The 18,236-nt window shown below is 69.4% G+C and carries 19 protein-coding genes and 1 pseudogene; 7 read left to right on the top strand and 13 right to left on the bottom strand.

Going from position 1 to position 18,236, the window contains the following annotated elements; translation table 11 throughout:
• Positions 1 to 103 precede the first annotated feature (103 nt).
• Entirely contained in the window at positions 104 to 325 is a 222-nt protein-coding gene (locus ON41_RS43190) for a zf-HC2 domain-containing protein (RefSeq protein WP_040750834.1), read from the top strand.
• A gap of 180 nt (positions 326 to 505) precedes the next feature.
• On the opposite strand, the pseudogene ON41_RS43885 reads toward ON41_RS43190, so the two are convergent.
• A pseudogene (locus ON41_RS43885) lies at positions 506 to 592 on the bottom strand (zf-HC2 domain-containing protein); the annotation flags it as partial.
• A 14-nt stretch (positions 593 to 606) separates the two neighbouring features.
• Positions 607 to 1,155, bottom strand: a complete 549-nt coding sequence (sigK, locus tag ON41_RS27825) for an ECF RNA polymerase sigma factor SigK (protein ID WP_040750832.1) — start codon at positions 1,153 to 1,155, stop codon at positions 607 to 609.
• Positions 1,156 to 2,071: 916 nt separating this feature from the next.
• Here sigK and ON41_RS27820 point away from each other — a divergent pair.
• The gene (locus ON41_RS27820) at positions 2,072 to 2,644 is read left to right on the top strand and encodes a PP2C family protein-serine/threonine phosphatase (protein ID WP_157185645.1); all 573 of its coding nucleotides are present in this window, start codon (positions 2,072 to 2,074) and stop codon (positions 2,642 to 2,644) included.
• Here the strand turns inward: ON41_RS27820 and ON41_RS27815 are convergent.
• The 3 genes from ON41_RS27815 to ON41_RS27805 are packed head-to-tail and all read right to left on the bottom strand — an operon-like array spanning position 2,628 to position 6,249.
• Entirely contained in the window at positions 2,628 to 4,358 is a 1,731-nt protein-coding gene (locus tag ON41_RS27815) for a M48 family metalloprotease (protein ID WP_040750830.1), read from the bottom strand. The two genes, ON41_RS27820 and ON41_RS27815, sit on opposite strands and share 17 nt — an antisense overlap.
• A gap of 10 nt (positions 4,359 to 4,368) precedes the next feature.
• Positions 4,369 to 5,466, bottom strand: coding sequence for a lycopene cyclase family protein (locus tag ON41_RS27810; protein WP_040750827.1), 1,098 nt, complete (start codon positions 5,464 to 5,466; stop codon positions 4,369 to 4,371).
• Positions 5,467 to 5,484: 18 nt separating this feature from the next.
• Positions 5,485 to 6,249: an SDR family oxidoreductase gene (locus ON41_RS27805; RefSeq protein ID WP_040750826.1), complete on the bottom strand. Its 765-nt coding sequence runs from the start codon at positions 6,247 to 6,249 to the stop codon at positions 5,485 to 5,487.
• Between the two features lie 189 nt (positions 6,250 to 6,438).
• Here ON41_RS27805 and ON41_RS27800 point away from each other — a divergent pair, with 189 nt between their 5' ends.
• The gene (locus ON41_RS27800) at positions 6,439 to 8,070 is read left to right on the top strand and encodes an ABC-F family ATP-binding cassette domain-containing protein (RefSeq protein WP_040750825.1); all 1,632 of its coding nucleotides are present in this window, start codon (positions 6,439 to 6,441) and stop codon (positions 8,068 to 8,070) included.
• Between the two features lie 218 nt (positions 8,071 to 8,288).
• Here ON41_RS27800 and ON41_RS27795 read toward each other — a convergent pair whose 3' ends face one another.
• The gene (locus ON41_RS27795) at positions 8,289 to 8,924 is read right to left on the bottom strand and encodes a dihydrofolate reductase family protein (RefSeq protein ID WP_246461623.1); all 636 of its coding nucleotides are present in this window, start codon (positions 8,922 to 8,924) and stop codon (positions 8,289 to 8,291) included.
• Between the two features lie 157 nt (positions 8,925 to 9,081).
• Between ON41_RS27795 and ON41_RS40655 the strand changes: the two genes are divergently transcribed.
• Positions 9,082 to 9,321, top strand: a complete 240-nt coding sequence (locus ON41_RS40655; protein ID WP_083905691.1) for a helix-turn-helix domain-containing protein — start codon at positions 9,082 to 9,084, stop codon at positions 9,319 to 9,321.
• 38 nt (positions 9,322 to 9,359) lie between these two features.
• Positions 9,360 to 9,764, top strand: a complete 405-nt coding sequence (locus ON41_RS27790) for a hypothetical protein (RefSeq protein ID WP_040750824.1) — start codon at positions 9,360 to 9,362, stop codon at positions 9,762 to 9,764.
• Positions 9,765 to 9,771: 7 nt separating this feature from the next.
• Here ON41_RS27790 and ON41_RS27785 read toward each other — a convergent pair whose 3' ends face one another.
• Positions 9,772 to 10,275 carry a cupin domain-containing protein gene (locus tag ON41_RS27785; RefSeq protein WP_040750879.1) on the bottom strand — a complete coding sequence of 168 codons (504 nt, stop codon included), beginning with the start codon at positions 10,273 to 10,275 and terminating at the stop codon, positions 9,772 to 9,774.
• A 71-nt stretch (positions 10,276 to 10,346) separates the two neighbouring features.
• On the opposite strand from ON41_RS27785, the gene ON41_RS27780 reads away from it, so the two are divergent.
• Complete coding sequence (locus ON41_RS27780) at positions 10,347 to 10,856, top strand: MarR family winged helix-turn-helix transcriptional regulator (protein WP_174411369.1); 510 nt, start codon at positions 10,347 to 10,349, stop codon at positions 10,854 to 10,856.
• Here ON41_RS27780 and ON41_RS27775 read toward each other — a convergent pair.
• The 4 genes from ON41_RS27775 to ON41_RS27760 form a co-directional block, all read right to left on the bottom strand.
• Positions 10,850 to 11,812: an MvdC/MvdD family ATP grasp protein gene (locus ON41_RS27775; RefSeq protein ID WP_040750823.1), complete on the bottom strand. Its 963-nt coding sequence runs from the start codon at positions 11,810 to 11,812 to the stop codon at positions 10,850 to 10,852. The two genes, ON41_RS27780 and ON41_RS27775, sit on opposite strands and share 7 nt — an antisense overlap.
• Before the next feature lie 11 nt (positions 11,813 to 11,823).
• The gene (locus ON41_RS27770) at positions 11,824 to 12,300 is read right to left on the bottom strand and encodes a hypothetical protein (RefSeq protein ID WP_040750822.1); all 477 of its coding nucleotides are present in this window, start codon (positions 12,298 to 12,300) and stop codon (positions 11,824 to 11,826) included.
• A gap of 192 nt (positions 12,301 to 12,492) precedes the next feature.
• Complete coding sequence (locus ON41_RS27765) at positions 12,493 to 12,909, bottom strand: acyl-CoA thioesterase (RefSeq protein ID WP_040750877.1); 417 nt, start codon at positions 12,907 to 12,909, stop codon at positions 12,493 to 12,495.
• A gap of 151 nt (positions 12,910 to 13,060) precedes the next feature.
• Complete coding sequence (locus ON41_RS27760) at positions 13,061 to 13,594, bottom strand: PadR family transcriptional regulator (RefSeq protein ID WP_040750821.1); 534 nt, start codon at positions 13,592 to 13,594, stop codon at positions 13,061 to 13,063.
• Between the two features lie 121 nt (positions 13,595 to 13,715).
• Between ON41_RS27760 and ON41_RS27755 the strand changes: the two genes are divergently transcribed.
• Positions 13,716 to 14,465 (top strand): alpha/beta fold hydrolase, encoded by a 750-nt coding sequence (locus tag ON41_RS27755; protein WP_051162645.1) that lies wholly within the window; start codon positions 13,716 to 13,718, stop codon positions 14,463 to 14,465.
• A gap of 28 nt (positions 14,466 to 14,493) precedes the next feature.
• On the opposite strand, the gene ON41_RS27750 is transcribed toward ON41_RS27755, so the two are convergent.
• Both ON41_RS27750 and ON41_RS27745 read right to left on the bottom strand, forming a co-directional pair.
• Positions 14,494 to 15,060 carry a TetR/AcrR family transcriptional regulator gene (locus ON41_RS27750; protein WP_040750820.1) on the bottom strand — a complete coding sequence of 189 codons (567 nt, stop codon included), beginning with the start codon at positions 15,058 to 15,060 and terminating at the stop codon, positions 14,494 to 14,496.
• Positions 15,061 to 15,208: 148 nt separating this feature from the next.
• The gene (locus ON41_RS27745) at positions 15,209 to 18,025 is read right to left on the bottom strand and encodes an aconitate hydratase (protein WP_040750819.1); all 2,817 of its coding nucleotides are present in this window, start codon (positions 18,023 to 18,025) and stop codon (positions 15,209 to 15,211) included.
• Positions 18,026 to 18,236: the final 211 nt, after the last annotated feature.

Below are 18,236 nucleotides of genomic sequence, written 5' to 3'. Positions count from 1 at the left end.
CGGCCCGGCCGGGGAGTTCGGCATGTCCAGGACAGGAGCTGCGTCTATCGGGAGGTCGGGGAAAGGTGCTCGGAAATGCAGTCGCTATCACGGTCGTCGCCTCGTGACGACGTGCCCGGAGTGGAACGGTCTCAGTGGCGCATACGTTCTCGATGCGCTGATCGATGAGGAACGGGAAGAATTCGAACGGCATCTGGAGCTGTGCGTGGCATGCGCCCTGGAGGTCGTCGAACTGCGTGAGGTCGTCGTCCGGCTCGCGGAGTATCTGGCGTGTCAGCCCGATCCGGGCCTGCGCGCGCGGATCCTGACGGGAATCGAGGACTGATCGGCGTCGTCCCGATCCGCCCGGCGGGGGGCCGGGCGGATCGGGTTCGGCCGGCTGCTGCGGCGTGTGCGGCAGTGCCCCGAGCACCCGCTCGCGCAGGGCGGGGGGCGGGGTGCGGGCCCATTCCTCGGCGAGCCGGCCCAGGGCCGCGCCCAGCTCGTCGACGTCGTGACGGCAGTCCGGGCACGAGCGGAGGTGGAGTTCGAATGCGTCACGCTCGTCGTCGGGCAGTGAGTTCAGAACATACGGCGCGGTGAGATCGTTCATCTCGGCCGGGCAAATCACTGATGTGCTCCCAAATATTCGCGCAGGCGGATGAGGCCGTCGCGCATCCGGGTCTTGACCGTTCCGACCGGGGTGTCGAGAACCTGAGAGACCTCGCGGTAGGTGTACCCGCCATAGTAGGCGAGCACGATGGACTGCCGCTGCAGCTCGGTGAGCCGGTCCAGGGCGGTGCGCACCAGCTCGGTATCCAATCGCGCGAGCGCCGTCTCGACGACCTCGTCGACCGGGCGGCGCACGTCGAGCTGTTCGATACGATCCTCGCGGTCGGCGCTGGCCTGTTCGTGCCGCACCCGGTCGATCGCCCGCCGGTGTGCCATGGTGACGGCCCACGCCATCACGTTTCCGGGCTGCCGGCAGTACTTCGGCGCCTTCAGCCAGATCTCCAGCATGACCTCCTGGGTGACCTCCTCGGAGCGGGAGCGGTCGCGCAGGATTCGGGTGACGACGCCCAGCACCGGGCCGGAGACGAGATCGTAGAGTTCGGCGAAGGCCTGTTCGTCACCCACGGCGACCCGTTCGATGAGCGCGTGCAGTATCGCGTCCATGTCTGCCACGTCGTCGGCAGCGACGCCACCCGTCGAACCTCGGGCGCGGGAGACCATTCAGTGTCCTTCCAGACCGGTGGCCAATGCGTACGACCTCACAGAAGCGAGTCGTAGCCGAAGGGCCGCCGGATTGGTTCCGGACAGAAAAATATTCGATCCGATGCGGTACGCACGCCGCGATCGCCCGTATGTCTCGGCGGCTTCACGGGTCCGAGCGGGTCGGATTCGGTGGTGACGCGGCCGGTGTGGAGAGTACCGGTCAGGAGTGTCGACGTATGGTCGCTCGTCCTTTCGACGGGGGGACACAGGGGAGTCGGAGCCGCCGCGGCGGCCGGATTGGTCCGGCGGCTGGGCCTCGCCGCAACGGGCGTGTCCGCGGATGGTGAGTTGTCCCAGTCGGGTCGCGCCGACGCGGGCGGCGACCTAGCGTGATCGCAGGCTCCGGGAGAGGCAAATGCCCGGCGCCGTAGGCCGGTATTCGTCGTGGGTGCCAGCGCCGGTTGCCGTGCCGGTGCTGTTCGACGCTGCCGGGTCCGGGCATCTCCGTATGCCCGCGACATCGGAACGGGCTGGTCCGGGGCGACTTCCAACCCTGTCGGCCGTCGCGCCGGCCCGTTCCACCCGCTACCGAATCGTGATCAACTCGTGGCCCCTTTCACAGGGCGCACACGGTTGACTCTTGGATTGCCGGGGTTTACTCGTCTTGTGCTGACCGGCAGCACACGCAGGCCAGTCCGAGGAGGCCAGGCCGTGGACACTGCACTCACCACCGCCATCACCCGTCGCGAGCTCATCCGGCTCACCGGGATCACGGGACAATCGGTGAGCAGGCGTGGGTCGCGGTCGATCAACGCGGACGCGGTGGCGGGGTACACGGATCCGGGGACCGGCCGCTCGGCCTTCGTGGTGGCCGACGGTGTGGGCGGACCACCTGCTGGCCGCCCGCGCGGCGCGCACGGCCGCCGCGGTGGCGGCCCGCGAGGCCGCCGCCCACGGACCACAGTCCGGCATCCTGGCGGCGCAGCGCGAGCTGCTGCGCGAATTCCCCGAGCCGAGCGCCGACTCCGTCCTGGTCGTCGTCGTGCTGCCGGGCGACCACTCCGACGCGATCTGCGAGGTCGCCTGGGTCGGCGACTGCCGCGCCTACCGCTGGAACGGCCGCGTCCTGCACCAGATCACGACCGACCACACCGTCGCCGAATATCTGCGCAATCGCGGCGTGGAGCCGGCCGCGCGCGCGAACCACCTCGTCTACACCACCGCCCGCACGGCCCGCGCGGCCGAGATCGGGTACGCCGCCACCGGAACGAGCTCCGGCCGCCTGCTGCTGAGCACCGACGGCGTCCACAAACGCCTCGGCATCGCCGAGATCAAGGACATCCTCGCCGCCGACACCACCCCCGACGTGGCGGCCGAGTCCCTGGTCGACACCGCCCTGGAATCCGGCGGTACCGACAACACCACGGCCCTCGTCATCGACAGTCGCTGACGTCGGCCCGGTGCTCTCGCACGGCGTCGTCCAGAAGGGCGGGGGCCAGCAGCGCGGTGAGGCGAGGAAGAGCCGCCCGTGCGTCGCGGAGGGGCACCCGCAGTATCAGGCGGGAGTCGTCGGTACGGACGAGCCGCAATCGCAGGGCCGCGAGCGGGAGCAGAAGGTGCGCCGAGGCGATCTCGGCGAGCGGTATCCGTTGTGCCGCAGGGAGTTCGAGGAGGCTGCGGGCCGGGAGCGCCGCGAGCCGTTCGATCCGGCGGTCTTCCGGCCAGCTGTCGATCATCCAGCCCGGACGCCATCGCCAGCGGTGGGGGAGGGCGATCATGCCCCAGTCGAACAGGGCGAGATCGGCTCGGCGGCCGCCGACGCCGACATTGCCGAAGACCCGGGCGGGCCGCTCGGTATCGATCGGCGGGTGAACCAGGCGGTGATCGGGGTCGATACCCAGGTCGATCAGGCATGCCCACAGTGCTGGGAGCCGGGCCGGGTCGGTCAGGGCGCGGGTGATCGACGGGGTGAAATCGTAGGGCATTCCGTCGATTCGGAAGCCGGGGATGCCGGACCCGTCGTCCTCGAAGCCCACCCGTCCCGTCCCGATCGCGGCGGACACCAGGGCCGCGTTCACGTCGTCGGCGAGGCGACGCCGCCGATCCGGCGCGGGCGTCTCGCCGTGGGCCAGGTCCGCTATCGCGTCGGCCGCCGGGCCCAATGCCCCGCTCCCGAGCGCGTCGAGCAGTAGGCCTATCGTCGGCTCCGCTCGGGCTACGCGTCCGATGCCGTCGCCGAACGATGCGGCGCGACCGAGGATTCGAGACTCCACGAGCCGCACTGCCGTCTGGTCCGGATCGAGCACCTGGCGGTCCATCGCCGTGAGCAAGTCGTCGGGGTCCTCCAGCAGCGCTGAGCCGGGTGCGCCGCCGTCGTGGACGAGGAACCGGAGGAAGCCGGCCACCGGCACGGAGGCCGGTTCGTCGTCTCGCGCGAGGTACTGTTCGCGATAGCGTCGCCATTCGGCGGATGCTCTGTGCTGCAACGACTCCCGGGTCGCTCGATCCTCGAATCGATCGGCCGCCGCGTCGGATGCGGTGGTCTGTGCGGCGATCACGCGCCCGGCGAACCGGTCGTACAACCATCGCCACGACAGCAGAAAAACCGCGTACGGCAGCCCGCGAACCCGCTGCCCGGCCACCTCCACCGCGGCGGCGCTGCGGGCGACCACGGCCCGTGCGCCTCGCGCGCTGTGCGGAGCCGCCACCCGCGCGATGACGGCCGACAGCTCGTCCGCACGTGCCGTCAGCAGTGTGGCGACGTCGAGATACAGACGCATCGGGTCCGGCCGCAACCCGAGCAGGCCACCGTCACACCGCACCTCGGTCGTCGCGCCAGGGACCAGCCACAGTTCCCGGACGGGCGGGCCGCCTGTGCGCTCGCTGACGTCGTCCACCAGCCGCCACAATCGCGGCTGGTGCTCGCGGGGCACCTCGACACCGTGCACCGGAAGTGGTGTGCGCCGCCACCCGGCGACCAGGCACGGTCCGGTCACCCAGACCGTCGCCACGACCCCCAGCGCCGCCTTCCAGATCTTCGTCCACCGGCCGTCGGCCACCGCCAGCGCGATCTCACCGAGGAACAGCAGCGGCAGTCCCGCGCCGACGGCGAAGAACCCCGCCAGCACGACCACCACGGCGGCGGCGCGCAGTCGGACGATCACGCCCCCAGTATCAGGCCGATCGGCTCGGGCCGAGGGTGGCGCCGAGGAGATTCCGGCGCAGATGCCAGGGGAGGGCGCCGAACTGGACGGTCATCGCGGTGAGCGTGCCGCGCAGGTCGGTCCGATCGGAGAGGTAGGCGCGCTGGAGGCCGGGGCGCAGAGTGAAGAAGGCGTCGAAGAAGGCCGGAATGTCCTGCGGCGGCAGGGCGAGCAGGGACCGCAGCCCGGTCGACCGGAGCCGGTGCACCGCGCGAGCCGGGAGCGGCCAGAGGGACCGCGCGGCGACGAGGAGGTCCGCCGCCGCCAGGGACGCGGCGACGCTGTAGCCCGTCGCGGGGTGCAGGAGCGCGCCCGCGGCGCCGAACCGACCGTCGCCGGGACGACCGCCCTGGACCGGGAAGCGTACGTGTTCCACGGTTTCCGTCCCGTCGAGATCGACGCCCCGGCGGTGGAGGCGGGTGTGCAGGCGGTCCCGCAGTTGCGTCCCGCTCAGCGCCGGACGGCCCGCGAGGCACGTCTCCTCGAGCAGAAAGGTGTTGTCGTCCAAGGGAATCGCGTAGAGGAACGAGGGGGTCTCGGCCACGTCGGCTCCGTTGTCCCGCCGCCAGTCCATGAACAGCGTTTCGTCCCACCGTTCGCGCGACACCATGACGCCGTAGGCCGTCTGCTCGGCACGATCGGGTGCGCGGGTGACACCGCGCGCATCGACGACCCGATGCGCGTGCAGCACCTCGCCGGACGAAAGGCGCACTGTCTCAGCGGATTTCCGCCGATCCCGCGGCCGGGAGATCTCGGCGACCCGGTCGGTGACCACGCGGACGCCGCTCAGCTCGAGCGAATCCTGAAGCGCCGCGACATCGAACACCGAATACGGCCGATCGATCTCGAACCGCCGCGTACCCCAGGCCGCGGGCCGCCGCACGGTCGCCGCGATCGCGGACGGCGCGACCCACTTGGGGATCTCGTCCGCCCACGCCGCATAGGTCGCCGTCCACCGCCGCCCGGGCTTCGGGTCGACCGCCGCCACCGACAGCCCGTGGGCGGCCGCGCGATGCGCGAGCGACCGCCCGGCGGGCCCGAGGCCGCACACGAGGAGATCGATGGCCACCGGTGCGGCCGCCGCGGTCTAGAGTCCGCCGGTCGCGAGCAGCCCGCCGTCCACCCGCACGACCTCGCCGGTGATCCACGCGGACTGGTCCGACACCAGGAAGCCGATGAGCGCGGCCACATCCTCGGGCGTGCCGAGCCGCTTCAGCGGATAGCCGCGGGCCACCTCCTCCTCGCTGCCGCTGGAGTAGAGCGCGTCGGCGAACTTCGTCTTCACCACGCCCGGGGCCACCGCGTTCACGCGGATGGCGGGCCCGAGCTGCCAGGCCAGCTCCTCGGTGAGCCGGATGAGCGCCGCCTTGGAGGCGCCGTAGGCCGCGATCACGCCCGTCGAACGCAGGCCCGCCACGCTGGCGACATTGACCACCGCGCCGCCGTTGTCGCGCATCCAGGCCCGGTACGCCTCCTGCACGTAGCCCAGTGCCGCGACCACATTGACGTCGAAGATCTTGCGGACCGCGTTCAGGTCGGCGTCCATCAGCGACCCGTACACGGGGTTGATGCCGGTGTTGTTGACGAGGATGTCCAGCGACCCGAAGTCGGCGACGGCCCGCGCGACCGCCTCGGCGCGCGCGTCGGCGTCCCCCGAGTTCCCGGCCAGCGCGACGACCTTCCCGGGATGCCCGAGCGCCCGCAGCTCGACAGCGGTCTCCTCCAGCGGTTCCGCCTTGCGCGCGGTGATCAGCACATTCGCCCCGCGCGCGAGCAGTTCGGCCGCGACCGCCTTGCCGATACCCCGGCTCGCCCCCGTGACCAGCGCCGCTTTGCCCTTCAGATCGCTCATGGACCGCACCGTAACCCATCCGCCGCCGCGTCGCGCCGGGACTCCCCGCTCGGCCGGACGTCCGCAGGGTGGCCCGGGTTACGGCGGCGCGTCCTTCGCCCAGGTAAAATAGGTGGTTCTTGTGTGCGATCGGGATGCACACTCGAGTCACCACCCCCGCCGAAACGCTGACCTGCCGAGGAGATATCTGTGATCACCGCGACCGACCTGGAGGTCCGGGCCGGAATCCGCACCCTGTTGACGGCGCCGGGCTCGGCGCTTCGGGTGCAGGCCGGCGACCGGATCGGGCTGGTCGGGCGCAACGGCGCCGGGAAGACCACCACCCTGCGCATCCTCGCGGGAGAGGGCGAGCCGTACGCGGGCAAGGTCGTTCGCACGGGCGAGGTCGGCTACCTCCCGCAGGACCCGCGCGAGGGCGACCTCGACGTGCTGGCCCGCGACCGGGTGCTCTCCGCCCGCGGCCTGGATGCGCTGATCCGCCAGATGGAGAAGCAGCAGGCGCTGATGGCCGAGGTCGCCGACGACGCCGAACGCGAGAAGGCGGTCCGCAAGTACGGCCGCCTCGAGGAGCGGTTCTCGGCGCTCGGCGGCTACGTCGCCGAGAGCGAGGCGGCCCGCATCTGCAACAGCCTCGGCCTGCCCGAACGGGTGCTGGGCCAGTCGCTGCGCACGCTGTCGGGCGGTCAGCGCCGCCGCATCGAGCTGGCGCGCATCCTGTTCTCCGCCTCCGACGGCAGCGGCGGCAAATCCGACACCACCCTGCTGCTCGACGAGCCGACCAACCACCTCGACGCCGACTCCATCACCTGGCTGCGCGGCTTCCTGCAGAGCCACGACGGCGGCCTGATCGTGATCAGCCACGACGTCGAACTGCTCGAGGCCGTCGTCAACAAGGTGTGGTTCCTGGACGCGGTGCGCGGCGAGGCCGACATCTACAACATGGGCTGGAAGAAGTACCTCGACGCCCGCGCCACCGACGAACAGCGCCGCCGCCGCGAGCGGGCCAACGCCGAGAAGAAGGCGTCGGCGCTCAAGGCGCAGGCCGCCAAGCTGGGCGCCAAGGCCACCAAAGCCGTTGCGGCACAGAACATGGTCAAGCGCGCCGAGCGCATGCTGGCCGAGGCCGACGAGATCCGCGTGGCCGACAAGGTCGCGCGCATCAAGTTCCCCGAGCCCGCCGCCTGCGGCAAGACGCCGCTCATGGCGGAGAACCTCACCAAGATGTACGGGTCGCTGGAGATCTTCACCGGCGTCGACCTCGCCATCGACCGTGGCAGCCGGGTCGTGGTGCTCGGCCTCAACGGCGCGGGCAAGACCACGCTGCTGCGCCTGCTGGCGGGGGTCGAGCAGCCCTCGGCAGGCGGGCTTGTCCCCGGCCACGGCCTCAAGGTCGGCTACTTCGCCCAGGAACACGACACGCTCGACGATCGGGCGTCGGTGTGGGAGAACATCCGCCACGCCGCCCCCGACGCCGGAGAGCAGGATCTGCGCGGCCTGCTGGGCGCGTTCATGTTCACCGGCCCGCAGCTCGAACAGCCCGCAGGAACCCTGTCGGGCGGCGAGAAGACCCGCCTCGCGCTGGCCGGCCTGGTCTCCTCGGCGGCGAACGTCCTGCTGCTCGACGAGCCCACCAACAACCTGGACCCCATCTCCCGCGAGCAGGTCCTCGACGCCCTCCGCAGCTACGCCGGCGCCGTCGTCCTGGTAACCCACGACCCCGGCGCCGCCGAGGCCCTGAACCCCGAACGCGTGATCATGCTCCCGGACGGCACCGAGGACCACTGGTCCCAGGAATACCTGGAACTCATCCAGCTAGCCTGAACCGCCCGCAGAGCGGACGGTTCAGGCAAGGAAACGTGGACTCCCCACCCGTGCTGTTGCTAGGCGGACCCTCCATTGCCTGAATCGTCCGCCCGCCCCATTGCCCGCCTGGCGCTTCATTGCCTGGACCGCAGCCTCCTTCGACTGCCTGGGCCACAGCATCCTTCCATTGCCTGGACCGTCCGCGCAGCGGGCGGTCCAGGCCTCCGCGACATACCTCAATCACCCTGCGCGAGATGTTGTTTGGCGTCGTCATACCCACCCGACAGCTGCTCACCCGGACCGTAGACCTGGTGAACCACTCCCGTCTTGAATTGGGTGGAGGTCAGCAGGGTGAGGGGCAGGGGCGTATCCGCCTCCTCGAACAGTCGCAGGCCGGAGCGGACGGCGATCGGATGCACCAGGAGATGCAGTTCGTCGATCAGTCCCGCGGCCAGCAGCTGACGCACGACCGACACCGAACCGCTGATGCCGATATCCCCGCCGGGCTCCTGCTTGAGGGCCGTGACCGCCTCCACCAGATCGCCTTTCAGCGTCTCGGAGTTGCGCCAGGTGAAGGTCAGGTCCTGGCGGGACACCACGATCTTGCGGGCGTCGCCCAGCTTGCGGGCGAAATCGGCGTCCTCGGCGCCACCGGCCTCGCGGTCCGGCCAGGCGCCGGCGAAGCTGTCGTAGGTGACGCGGCCGAGCAGCAGCGTGTCGGCGCTGCCGAGCTGAGCGTCCACGGCGGCGCCCATCTCCTCGTTGTAATAGGGGAAATGCCAGTCCTGCGGATTGTCGACGACGCCGTCGAGGGCGATGAACAGTCCGGCGGTGATCTTGCGCATGGGGTGCTCCAAGGTGCTGGTTCTCATGGTCACGCTGTCGTTCGTAGGACGGCGCGGACATCGGAAAATCGTCGCTCCGAGGCGACGGTAGCCGAAATCGGTGAGCTAAATCACAGAGAGGCGTTGATCACCGACAGCGGAGTGTTTAGCCTGGAGTGAGGCTGCAGGGCGACCGGAGGAAGCCATGAGTGACAGGCCCGCACAAGGGAAGTCCACGTTGGGTAAGGGCACGCGCGTCACCGGAAAGTCGCGAGACCGCCTGCAAACCCAGCTGAAGAAACAGTACGAGGCAGGGGCGAGCATTCGCTCCCTGGCCCGGGAGACCGGGCGCTCGTACGGATTCATCCACAACGTACTGGTGGAGTCGCATGTGCAACTCCGCAGTAGGGGTGGGGCGAATCGGCGCAAGGCCGCCGGTAAATAACCGCGCGCAGCGGATCTCGTTGGGTAACTTATCGTCTCGTGAATTCGGTAGACGAGGCGATCAAGCGCGAGGTCCGGGCGTTGCACGCGGATCTGGAGTGCTGGCTGGGCACCGACGCGTCGGCGGACGTGTTCGACCGCTTTGCCGCTCAGCAGCATCCGGAGTTGTCGGTGGTGACGGTGTCCGGTGCGGTGATGCCGCGCGCGACCCTGCTCGCGGGGCTGCGCTCGGCGCGAAATACGGTGCCGCGCCTGACGATCGAGATCTCCGATCTCGAACCCCTGGTCATCACAACCGATTACGCGCTGGTCCGGTTCCTGGAACGGCACCGCCGCGACGCCGAGTCCGACGACCGGGTCACGACGGCGCTGCTGCATCGAGATGTGGCCGCCCGCAACGGATTGCGCTGGCACACCGTGCACGAGACCGTCCGCGCGGAGTGACCGCCGCTCACCGGCGACCGGCGGTGCGCTCGGCCCACCACCGCGGCGCGTCGACGAAGTGGTTGTCGTACTCGTCCTGGGTCGCGGCCAGTTCTTCCAGCGTGGCCTCGCCGTGGGCCACCCGTTCCAGCAGGCGGAAGTAGCCGAAGCGCTGCACCGCCGGGGTGAGCGCGATGAGGATGCGCGCCGGGCTGCCGGGGGCGGCGCCGAACGCGTGCGGCATGAAGCGCGGCACCGTGATCGCCCCGCCCGCCGCGACGGTGACGATCTCGTCGCCCGCCAGCACCTGCAGTTCGCCGTCCGCGACATAGAACAGCTCGTCGGAGCGGGTGTGATAGTGCGGCGTCGCGCCGTCCGCGCCCGCCGCCATCGTCACCTCGAGCGTGCTGACCGAACCGCCCGTCTCCTCGGAGTCGATCAGCAGCCGCATGGTGACCGCGTCGGTCCGGTGGACCTCGGCGTCCTGCGGCCGGCGGATCGCGGCGGGAATGCGGGGGGAAGTGGCGCTCATGACCGGCTCCATATTGTTCGGTGGTTGATAATTCGCTACCGAACTATATCTCACCGAATAGAATGCTGTCCATGGCGAAGCGGAACGCGGATGCGATCGACGGAATCGTCGAGCAGTGGCGGCGCGAGCGGCCGGATCTCGAGCTGGAGGCGATGGCGATCGTGGGCCGGCTCGGGCGGCTGCACCTGGTGGCCCAGCCGGCGATCGAGGCGGTCTTCGCCGCGCACGGGCTTCAGCGCGGCGAGTTCGATGTGCTTGCGGCACTGCGCCGTTCCGGTGCGCCGTTCGCGCTCAATCCCTCGGTGCTCGCCGACACCCTGATGCTGTCGCGCGCCGGGATGACCGGGCGGCTGGATCGGCTCGAATCGGCGGGCCTCGTGCAGCGGGTGGCCGATGCCGGGGATCGCCGCGCGGTGCGGGTCGTGCTGACGGCGGCGGGCCGGGAGCTGATCGACGAGGTGGTCGCCGCGCACACGGCGAACGAGGCCCGGCTGCTGGCGGTGCTCCCGGCGAAGGACCGCCGCGACCTGGACCGGATCCTGCGGGTGCTGCTGGACAGCCTGGAGGGCGAGGATCAGTAGTCCGGAACCGCCGCGTCGCCGAGGACGAGGTAGTTGGCGAGGCTCTCGAAGATCGGCAGCCCGGTCTTGATCTCCAGGTAGGCGAACTGGCCCTGCGGGTTCACCTCGAGGAAGTAGTACTCGCCGTCCACGCCGAGCCGGATGTCGAGGACCCCGAACGCCAGCCCGAGGGCGCCCATCAGCGTGGCGAGCGATTTGCTCACCGACGCGGGCAGCCGCGCCGGGGCGAAGTCCACCGAGGTGTCCAGGCGCGAATCCACCCGTCCCACACCGGCTTGCGAGTCGATGCGCACCGCCCATTCGATCCCGTCGATCCACACCACGCGCAGATCGCACTCGGCGTCGATGTAGTCCTGGAAGGTGGTCGGCGCGGAACGGATGGTACCTAGCCGGTCCAGGTCCGACGGCAGGATCAGCCGGGTCTCGGAGAATTCCGCGCGGCCGGTACCGGTGCGCTTGTAGACCACCGCGCCGCGGCGCGAGCCGACGAAGCTGCGCGCCTCGTCGGGATCGTTGGTGATCAGGGTCTCCGGAATGGCGAATCCGCTGCGCCGCGCGGTCTCCAGCTGCACGATCTTGCGGGTCGCGGTGCGGTCGGCCCCCGGATCGTTCACCCAGACCGCGGGGATCGACCACAGCAGGCCCTGCAGGAAGCCGTCGCACTCGGCCTGCCGGAAGTCGTCGTCGGCGCCGCTGACGCTGCCGGGTACGGCGCATCGATGTGGACGACGCCACCACACTGCGGTGACGTCATCGAGCCCGACCACCTGCGACAGCGAGCGAGCGGTGCCCGCGCGGTCGAGGCGGAAACTGCCCCCGGCGCGCGGGAACTCGCGCATATCCAGGCGAATCGGACCGAGCTGATGATGTTTTCGCAGTGTGGCCGTCATCGCGTCGGCGTGCAGGTCGTCGGTCTCGGTGACGATCAGGACCGAACCTGCCGGGTGGACGGCCATGGGACGTGACCTCAGTCCAGACTGTCGCAGGCCGTGCCGTCGTCGCTGCGCGCGGAGGTGCGGGTCTGGCAGAAGGTGAAGGTGGCGCCCCCGATACCGGGTGACGTGGGCAGGCGCAGCTCGCGGGCCCAGTCCTCGGTGAGACGCCGCAGCGCGTCGTCGCCGAGGGCGGGGGAGTGCTGGTGCGCCAACGTCATCGGGCGGTCGGTCAGGTCGATCCGCCGTCGCTGGGTGAAATCGGCGGTGGCGCCGGGGCGTACCCGGACGCGGACCGCGCGGCCCGGCACTTCCGGACGGCCGCGTTCGCCGTCGCCGTCATCGATGCTCACCACATCCGCCCGATCGAAGGTCCAGGTGCCCTCGCCGGTGCGGATACTGATGGCGCGATCCGACTCTGCCGTCAGGTAGCCGGACAACGGGAGAACGATATCTCGGCGGTCCGGGGACGGTCCGGCGACAGGATTGAACGGGCGAATTGTTTCGGTCATAGGGCTGGTCTCCGATCTGCTCGCGGTTTGCCACGGAAGCCGAGCGTGATCTGGATCATAGCCCCACGATCGTGCCGATCGGTTCACAACGGGAGATTTCCCGTGCACGTGCGGAGAGCCGGAGCCGATCCGTAATGCGCTATCGCCGAAAGATTTTCAGTTGAGCGCTCAACGCGCGCATCGAACCGTGCATCAGAGACCGAGCGCCTCGCGCGAGTCAGCGAGTTCGAGGAATCGCTCTATGGGATTCGGTACGAGTTTGCGCGTGGTGAGATCCATCAGTCCGAGCACCACGTCGAATTCCGCCGAGATCGTTCCGTCCAGCTTGACGATCTCCTGCCGCATCCGGAATGCCTTGCCCTCGCCCCACTCGCACGCGCACGTGACCGTCACCTCGTCGCCGAGATGCAGTTCGCGCAGGTACCTCGCCGTCGATTCCAGGACCACCGGCCCCACACCCTGCAGCCGCATCTTGTCCGGGACCAGCCCGGCGGCGCGCAGGACCTCCCACCGCGCATGCTCGGCGTACTGGTGGTACACGGCCTGATTCAGGTGGCCGTTCACATCGAGTTCGTAGCCGCGGACGGTGACAGGGACGGAAAAGGTCATAACCCGGCGAACCTCCAGGATGTGCCGGGTATTTCCGGAACCGGCGTGGTTCGTGTCACGTTCGGCGGAACCGCCTGGGGCGCTGCGGATTCCGCCCGTCGGCACGTGGTGCGGCGCGGCACGCGTGGCAATTCTGCATCGAGTGCCATCGCTAGGCCTCCCGGCCGGGGGCCTGTTCGAGGTCGGCGAGTTCGGCGCGCAGCCAGTCCTTGTCGGCGCGGCGGGTGGCGGCGGCGAGCGAGAGCATGCCGCGGCGGAACCGGTCGTCCATCTCGATCGCCCGCAGGGGGCGGCCCTGGTCGTAGAAGTAACTCGCCGGCTGCTCGTAGAAGTCGAGGCGGCGGCGCAGCACCGCGGCCTGGTCGGCGGGATCGGGCAGGTGGCCGAGGAAGGCGAGCAGGATCAGAAAGTTGTTGCGGTCGGTGATCTCGACATCCGCCGGATCGCGCAGCCGGCGCAGCAACTCGGCGCGGCCCGCCTCGGTGAGCGAGAGCAACCGCCGCCCGCCGTCCGGAACGGACATCTTGTCGACGAAGCCGGCGGCGCGCAGCCGGTTCACCGCAGGGTACAGCGCACCGTCGCTGACCGGGCGGATGTGGCCGGACAGCCCCGAGATGCGCTGGCGCAGCTCGTAGGCGTGCATGGGCTGCTCGTAGAGAAAGCCCAGAATGCTCAGCTCCAGCATGGGATAACCCTACCCTCGATTCGACTCATCTCGAAAAGAGTTGTCTCGAATAGAGAGTCTCGATTAGAGTCACGGTCATGACCGACTACCTGACAACCCCGAGGGGATCCGGCTCGCCTACGTGGACTTCGACGGTCCGGGGCGGCCGGTGCTGGCGCTGCACGGCGCCTTCGGCCGCGGCCGGGGCTGGGAGCCGCTGGCCCGGCGCCTCGGGCGGCGCGTCATCGCCCTCGACCAACGCGGCCACGGCCGCTCCGACACCTCCGCCGACTATTCCCGGGCCGCATTCGTCGCCGACACCGCCGCGGCCGTCGAGGCGCTGGGAGTGGGTCCCGTTTCCGTCATCGGGCATTCGCTGGGTGCGATCAACGCGTATCAATTGGCCGCGCGGCACCCGCATCTGGTCGAATCCTTCGTCGCTATCGACTTTCCGGCGGTCGCCGGCGAATTCACCGACCCGTGGTTGGACGAGTTACCCGCGCGGTTCGGCAGCCTCACCGAGATGCGGGACACGCTGAGCGAGGCGGCCTCGATGGGAGTGCCGTTCCATTTCCTGGAAAGCGCGGCGGAAGACGAGAACGGTTGGTATTTCCGGTGGAATGCCGACGATATGCGCGCGGTGAAGCGCGGCGTCATCGGAGACTGGTGGGCCGACTGGACCGGGAGCACGCACCCGGCCCTGCTCCTGCTGGGTGGCGAGAGCCCGGTGGTCCCGCCCGGCCATGCGCGGGAGATGGTGCGCCGGCGCCCGAATACCGACCTGGCCGTGATCGAGGGCGCGGGCCACGACCTCTATCTCAGCCATGTCGACGAGGCGACGGCCGCCATCCGACTTTTCCTCGACCGCTCGGCAGGAGTCGCCGCGGCCTGAGCCGAAAAACCTTCCCGGACGGGAACTCTCAGCGCGTGCGGCGTACCGAGGCTTCCACGAGGTCCAGCACGGCGGAGAGGTTGTCGTTGGCGTGACCGGAGGCGATGCGGGCGATGAGCCCGTCTAGCACCAGGTCGAGATAGCCGAGCAGGACATCGGTGGGGACGTCCTCGCGCAGGGCGCCGGCCGCCTTGCGGCGTTCGAGGCGGGCGATGGTGGCGGCGGTCAGCTCCTCGGACCGCTGCTCCCAGTTGGCGCGGAATTCGGGATCGGTGCGCAGGCGCCGGGCGATCTCGAGCCGGGTGCCGAGCCAGTCGAAATCCTCAGGGCGCGCGAGCATATCGCGCATCACCTGCACCAGACCCTGGGTGGCCGCCACCTCGGCCATGCGGGCCGCGTCCTCGTGGGCCAGGGCGAGGAACAGCGCGTCCTTGTCCCGGAAGTGGTGGAAGATCGCCCCGCGCGAGAGTCCGATGGCGTCCTCGAGGCGGCGCACCGTCGCGCCCTCGTATCCGTATTCGGCGAAGCAGCGGCGTGCACCGTCGAGGATCTGGCTACGCCGGGCGGCGAGGTGGTCGTCACTGACCTTCGGCATGGGGCTCCTCCAAGCGGGTGTGCGCGAAACCCCCGCTCCCGGCCTCCGCCGGGTAGGACGAAGGCGGGTAGCGGGGGTCCCACACTAGCGACGAGCGATCGGGCCTGCCCCCGAAGGGGATTCGGGGGCAGACGCCACGGCCGGCATGTCAGTTCTTGATCATGTTACGGAGCACGAACTGCAGGATGCCACCATTGCGGTAGTAGTCGGCCTCACCGGGGGTGTCGATGCGGACCTTGGCGTCGAAGGTGACCTTGTCGCCGTTCTCCTTGGTGGCGGTCACCTTCAGGGTCTTCGGGGTCGCCCCCTCGTTCAGCTGGGTGATGCCCTCGATGTCGAAGGTCTCGGTGCCGTCCAGCTTCAGCGACGCCGCCGACTCGCCCTCGGGGAACTGCAGCGGGATGACGCCCATGCCGATGAGGTTCGAGCGGTGGATGCGCTCGAACGATTCGGTGATGACCGCCTTCACGCCCAGCAGGCTGGTGCCCTTGGCCGCCCAGTCGCGCGAGGAACCCGAGCCGTACTCCTTGCCGCCCAGCACGACCAGCGGGATGCCCGCGGCCTGGTAGTTCTGCGCGGCGTCGTAGATGAAGGCCTGCGGACCGCCGTCCTGGGTGAAGTCGCGGGTGTAGCCGCCCGAGACGTCGTCCAGCAGCTGGTTGCGCAGCCGGATGTTGGCGAAGGTGCCGCGGATCATGACCTCGTGGTTGCCGCGCCGCGAGCCGTAGGAGTTGTAGTCCTTGCGCTCGACGCCGTTGGCCTCGAGGTACTGCGCGGCCGGGGTGCCCGGCTTGATGTTGCCGGCGGGGGAGATGTGGTCGGTGGTGACCGAATCACCCAGCAGCGCAAGCACTCGCGCGCCCTTGATGTCCTGGACCGGCTCCGGCGTCTGCGGCATGCCCTCGAAGTACGGAGGCTTGCGGACGTAGGTCGAATCCTCGGCCCACTCGAAGGTCTTGCCCTCCGGGGTGGGCAGCGAACGCCAGCGCTCGTCACCCTTGAAGACGTCCTTGTAGTCCTCGAGGAACATGTCGCGGGAGATAACCGCGTCGATGGTCGACTGGATCTCCTGCGGCGAGGGCCAGATGTCCTTCAGGAAGACGTCGTTGCCGTCCTTGTCCTTGCCCAGCGCGTCGTTCTCGAAGTCGAAGTCCATCGTGCCCGCGAGCGCGTACGCGATGACCAGCGGCGGCGAGGCCAGGTAGTTCATCTTCACGTCGGGGGAGATGCGGCCTTCGAAGTTGCGGTTGCCCGACAGCACGGCGGTGACGGTGAGGTCGTTGTCGTTGACCGCCTTGGAGATCTCCTCCGGCAGCGGGCCGGTGTTGCCGATGCAGGTGGCGCAGCCGAAGGCGACCAGGTTGAAGCCCAGCTTGTCCAGGTACGGCCACAGGCCGGCCTTCTCGTAGTAGCCGTTGACGACCTGCGAGCCCGGCGCCATCGAGGTCTTGACCCACGGCTTGCGGGACAGGCCCTTGTCCACGGCATTGCGTGCCAGGAGCGCGGCGCCGATCATGACCGACGGGTTCGAGGTGTTGGTGCAGGAGGTGATCGAGGCGACCACCACGGCGCCGTGATCGAGCACGAAGTCGCCGTACTCCTCGGTGGAGACCTTGACCGGCTTCGACGGCCGGCCCTCGGCCCCGTTGGCGGCCGAGGTGAGCGGGACCGAGCCGTCGTCGGCGAACGAGAGGACCGCCGGGTCGCTGGCGGGGAAGGACTCCTCGACGGCCTCGTCCAGCTGGCTGTGCGGGGTGACCGCGGCGGGACCCGATTCGGCGTCGTTCGTGTAGTTGTGGATGTCCTTGCGGAACGCGGTCTTGCTCTCCGACAGCAGGATTCGGTCCTGCGGGCGCTTCGGGCCGGCGATGGACGGCACCACGGTGCTCAGGTCCAGCTCCAGGTACTCCGAGTAGGCGGGCTCCTTGTCGGCGTCGTGCCAGAGACCCTGTTCCTTGGCGTAGGCCTCGACCAGCGCGACCTGCTGGTCGCTGCGGCCGGTCAGCTTCAGGTACTCGATCGTGACGTCGTCGATCGGGAAAATCGCGGCGGTGGAACCGAATTCGGGGCTCATGTTGCCCAGCGTCGCGCGGTTGGCCAGCGGCACCTCCGCGACGCCCTTGCCGTAGAACTCGACGAACTTGCCGACCACGCCGTGCTTGCGCAGCATGTCGGTGACCGTCAGCACGACGTCGGTCGCGGTGACGCCCGGGTTGATCTCACCGGTGAGCTTGAAGCCGACCACGCGCGGGATGAGCATCGAGACCGGCTGGCCCAGCATGGCGGCCTCGGCCTCGATGCCGCCGACGCCCCAGCCCAGGACGCCCAGGCCGTTGACCATGGTGGTGTGCGAGTCGGTGCCGACGAGGGTGTCGGGGTAGGCCTGCCCGTTGCGCTCCATCACGACGCGCGCGAGGTGCTCGATGTTGACCTGGTGCACGATGCCGGTCGAGGGCGGCACGACCTTGAAGTCGTCGAAGGCGGTCTGGCCCCAGCGCAGGAACTGGTAGCGCTCGCCGTTGCGCTGGTACTCGATGTCGACGTTGCGCTCGAAGGCGTCCTCGCGGCCGAAGACGTCGATGATGACGGAGTGGTCGATGACCATCTCGGCGGGCGCGAGCGGGTTCACCTTGTTCGGGTCGCCGCCCAGGGTCGCCACGGCCTCGCGCATGGTGGCCAGGTCGACGATGCAGGGCACGCCGGTGAAGTCCTGCATGATGACACGCGCGGGAGTGAACTGGATTTCGGTGTTCGGATCCGCGGACGGATCCCAGCCGGCAATGGCCCGGATGTGATCGGCGGTGATGTTGGCGCCGTCCTCGGTGCGAAGCAGATTCTCCGCCAGCACTTTCAGGGCGTAGGGCAGCTTCTCGGTGCCGGGCACGGCGTTGAGGCGGAAGATCTCATACGACCGATCTCCGACCTCGAGGGTGCCTTTGGCGCCGAATGTATCGATGCTCGTCATACGTTCAGCTCCACTCGTCGGTGAGTCTCTCGGCCACCGGCGGGGCTGTGCCGATGGCCCGGTCGAGGGCGCAGTCTGGGCTGTGCGCCTCGTACGTTCAACCCTAACAGTACGCTTGTCCTGTGAAACGCGGGGGGCACGCACGCGTGCCGTGCCAGCAACCATCATCCTCCTGTCGCGTACTGTGCTCTCGAGCCCGTCGGAGTGGCCG

Origin of the sequence: Nocardia transvalensis NBRC 15921, assembly GCF_000308875.1 — a bacterium.
Taxonomy (GTDB): Bacteria; Actinomycetota; Actinomycetes; order Mycobacteriales; family Mycobacteriaceae; genus Nocardia; species Nocardia transvalensis.
The sequence above is the reverse complement of the archived record's forward strand: the minus strand, read 5'-3'. Positions and strand labels throughout refer to the sequence as shown.

Bases quoted from the DNA above. Each gene is read 5' to 3' on its own strand.
- sigK (WP_040750832.1), bottom strand. From the start codon at position 1,155: ATGGACGCGATACTGCACGCGCTCATCGAACGGGTCGCCGTGGGTGAC.
- ON41_RS27805 (WP_040750826.1), bottom strand. From the start codon at position 6,249: ATGAGCGATCTGAAGGGCAAAGCGGCGCTGGTCACGGGGGCGAGCCGG.
- ON41_RS27795 (WP_246461623.1), bottom strand. From the start codon at position 8,924: ATGAGAACCAGCACCTTGGAGCACCCCATGCGCAAGATCACCGCCGGA.
- ON41_RS40655 (WP_083905691.1), top strand. From the start codon at position 9,082: ATGAGTGACAGGCCCGCACAAGGGAAGTCCACGTTGGGTAAGGGCACG.
- ON41_RS27785 (WP_040750879.1), bottom strand. From the start codon at position 10,275: ATGAGCGCCACTTCCCCCCGCATTCCCGCCGCGATCCGCCGGCCGCAG.
- ON41_RS27780 (WP_174411369.1), top strand. From the start codon at position 10,347: ATGGCGAAGCGGAACGCGGATGCGATCGACGGAATCGTCGAGCAGTGG.
- ON41_RS27775 (WP_040750823.1), bottom strand. From the start codon at position 11,812: ATGGCCGTCCACCCGGCAGGTTCGGTCCTGATCGTCACCGAGACCGAC.
- ON41_RS27770 (WP_040750822.1), bottom strand. From the start codon at position 12,300: ATGACCGAAACAATTCGCCCGTTCAATCCTGTCGCCGGACCGTCCCCG.
- ON41_RS27765 (WP_040750877.1), bottom strand. From the start codon at position 12,909: ATGACCTTTTCCGTCCCTGTCACCGTCCGCGGCTACGAACTCGATGTG.
- ON41_RS27760 (WP_040750821.1), bottom strand. From the start codon at position 13,594: ATGCTGGAGCTGAGCATTCTGGGCTTTCTCTACGAGCAGCCCATGCAC.
- ON41_RS27750 (WP_040750820.1), bottom strand. From the start codon at position 15,060: ATGCCGAAGGTCAGTGACGACCACCTCGCCGCCCGGCGTAGCCAGATC.
- ON41_RS27745 (WP_040750819.1), bottom strand. From the start codon at position 18,025: ATGACGAGCATCGATACATTCGGCGCCAAAGGCACCCTCGAGGTCGGA.